Genomic DNA, 2,712 nt, shown 5'->3' with positions numbered 1-2,712 from the left:
CACTCACTTTGCCTGAAGGCTTGTCACTTTCTTCCTCGCTCTTGCAAAAATGCGAAAGAAAATTACATCCGGTTTTCGCATGGCTGCCAAGCCTTGGTCGGCGCGCAATATTTGGTGCTCCGGGCTTGACGGTCCGCGGTCTTACGGGTAGAAGCCGCCCAGTCAGAACCGATGTGAGGCTCTCCCTTCCGAAGCGACACGCTTTGGAGTTTGCCTCAAACAGGGTTCGTTTTACGAGCGAAAAGACATTTCCGGCGTGCACGAAGCGGCTTCCGCTTCCTCTGCCTTTTGTTCGGGCAAGACCGCGAGGCGCGGTTTATGGCCCGAATTTGCGTATGGAAATGACGCTTTGAGCGGCCCTGACCGGGCGAGACACGGAATTGAGAGACAAGAGGGTTTAATGCCTACCGTCAACCAGCTGATCCGCAAGCCGCGCATTGCGCCGGTGAAGCGCAACAAGGTCCCGGCCATGCAGCAGAACCCGCAGAAGCGGGGCGTCTGCACGCGCGTCTATACAACGACGCCGAAGAAGCCGAACTCGGCGCTGCGCAAGGTGGCCAAGATCCGCCTGACCAATGGTTTTGAAGTGATCGGGTACATCCCCGGCGAAGGCCACAACCTTCAGGAACACTCCGTGGTGATGATCCGCGGCGGCCGCGTCAAGGATCTTCCGGGCGTTCGCTACCACATCATCCGCGGCGTGCTCGACACGCAGGGTGTGAAGAACCGCAAGCAGCGCCGTTCGAAGTACGGCGCCAAGCGCCCGAAGTAAGGGGCGTCCGAAATAAGATTTTCCGGCCTTGGCGCTCCTTGAGTGCGTCGGGCTATGAGATTGAGAGACAAAAGCCATGTCGCGTCGTCACAGTGCAGAAAAGCGTGAGATCAATCCGGACCCGAAGTTCGGCGATCTGATCGTCACCAAGTTCATGAACGCCGTCATGTATGACGGTAAGAAGTCGGTCGCCGAGACCATCGTCTACGGCGCGCTCGACCAGGTTCAGTCGAAGACCAAGCAGGAGCCGGTCACCGTCTTCCATCAGGCGCTCGACAATGTCGCGCCGCATGTGGAAGTGCGTTCGCGCCGTGTCGGCGGCGCCACCTACCAGGTTCCGGTCGACGTGCGCCCCGAGCGCCGCCAGGCATTGGCCATTCGCTGGCTGATTGCTGCGGCCCGCAACCGCAACGAGACCACGATGGTCGACCGCCTCTCCGGCGAGCTGATGGACGCGGCCAACAACCGCGGCACCGCTGTCAAGAAGCGTGAAGACACCCACAAGATGGCTGAAGCCAACCGCGCTTTCGCGCACTACCGCTGGTAAAGCGCGAACGAGACTGAGAGGCAGCTACGATGGCCCGCGAATACAAAATCGAAGACTACCGCAATTTCGGTATCATGGCGCATATTGACGCCGGCAAGACGACGACCACCGAGCGCGTCCTCTACTACACGGGCAAGTCGCACAAGATCGGCGAAGTCCACGACGGCGCTGCCACCATGGATTGGATGGAGCAGGAGCAGGAGCGCGGCATCACCATCACGTCCGCCGCGACCACGACCTTCTGGAAGGCTCGTGACGGCAAGATGCACCGCTTCAACATCATCGACACCCCCGGCCACGTCGACTTCACCATCGAAGTCGAGCGTTCGCTGCGCGTGCTCGACGGCGCCATCGCACTGCTCGATGCCAATGCCGGTGTTGAGCCGCAGACCGAGACCGTCTGGCGCCAGGCCGACAAGTATCGCGTTCCGCGCATGATCTTCTGCAACAAGATGGACAAGATCGGCGCCGACTTCTATCGCTCGGTCGAGATGATCGGCTCGCGCCTCGGTGCGCATGCTGTTGTCATGCAGCTGCCGATTGGTGCCGAGACCGAGTTCAAGGGCGTTGTCGACCTCGTCGAGATGAACGCGCTGGTCTGGCGCGACGAGACGCTGGGCGCTGCCTGGGATATCGTCGAGATCCCGGACGACCTCAAGGCTCGTGCCGAAGAATACCGCGAGAAGATGATCGAGGCTGCCGTCGAAATGGACGAGACGGCGCTTGAGAATTACCTCGAAGGCAAGATGCCGTCGAATGACGAGATTCGCGCGCTGATCCGCAAGGGCACCATCGCGGTCAAGTTCTACCCGATGTTCTGTGGCTCGGCCTTCAAGAACAAGGGCGTGCAGCCGCTGCTCGACGCCGTCGTCGAATATCTGCCTTCGCCGGCCGATGTTCCCGCCATCAAGGGCGTCGATGCCAAGACCGACGCCGAGATCGAGCGTCATGCCGACGACAACGAGCCGCTGTCGATGCTCGCCTTCAAGATCATGAACGACCCGTTCGTCGGTTCGCTGACCTTTGCGCGCATCTATTCGGGCAGGCTCACCAAGGGCATCTCGGTCGACAACACCGTGAAGGGCAAGAAAGAGCGCATCGGCCGCATGCTGCAGATGCATGCGAACTCGCGCGCCGACGTCGAAGAGGCTTTTGCCGGCGATATCGTTGCTCTTGCCGGTCTCAAGGACACGACCACCGGCGACACGCTGAGCGATCCGCTGCATCCGGTCATTCTCGAGCGCATGGAATTCCCCGATCCGGTCATCCAGATTGCCATCGAGCCGAAGACCAAGAACGACCAGGAAAAGATGGGCCTCGCCCTTCACCGCCTGGCCGCCGAGGATCCGTCCTTCCGCGTCAAGACCGACGAGGAAAGTGGCCAGACCATCAT

At 60.6% G+C, this 2,712-nt stretch carries 3 protein-coding genes; all 3 read left to right on the top strand.

Annotated features, from left to right (window positions below):
• Positions 1-400 precede the first annotated feature (400 nt).
• Positions 401-772, top strand: coding sequence for a 30S ribosomal protein S12 (gene rpsL / locus EN914_RS31155; protein WP_006333356.1), 372 nt, complete (start codon positions 401-403; stop codon positions 770-772).
• A gap of 76 nt (positions 773-848) precedes the next feature.
• Complete coding sequence (rpsG, locus tag EN914_RS31150; RefSeq protein ID WP_008875664.1) at positions 849-1,319, top strand: 30S ribosomal protein S7; 471 nt, start codon at positions 849-851, stop codon at positions 1,317-1,319.
• A gap of 29 nt (positions 1,320-1,348) precedes the next feature.
• The coding region (gene fusA / locus EN914_RS31145) for an elongation factor G (protein WP_127389499.1) at positions 1,349-2,712 on the top strand (1,364 nt) is incomplete at its 3' end.

Origin of the sequence: Mesorhizobium sp. M7A.F.Ca.CA.001.08.2.1 (assembly GCF_003998455.1) — a bacterium.
Classification (GTDB): domain Bacteria; phylum Pseudomonadota; class Alphaproteobacteria; order Rhizobiales; family Rhizobiaceae; genus Mesorhizobium; species Mesorhizobium ciceri.
The sequence above is the reverse complement of the archived record's forward strand: the minus strand, read 5'-3'. Positions and strand labels throughout refer to the sequence as shown.

Coding starts and splice junctions, on each gene's coding strand:
- rpsL (WP_006333356.1), top strand. CDS start 401: ATGCCTACCGTCAACCAGCTGATCCGCAAGCCGCGCATTGCGCCGGTG.
- rpsG (WP_008875664.1), top strand. CDS start 849: ATGTCGCGTCGTCACAGTGCAGAAAAGCGTGAGATCAATCCGGACCCG.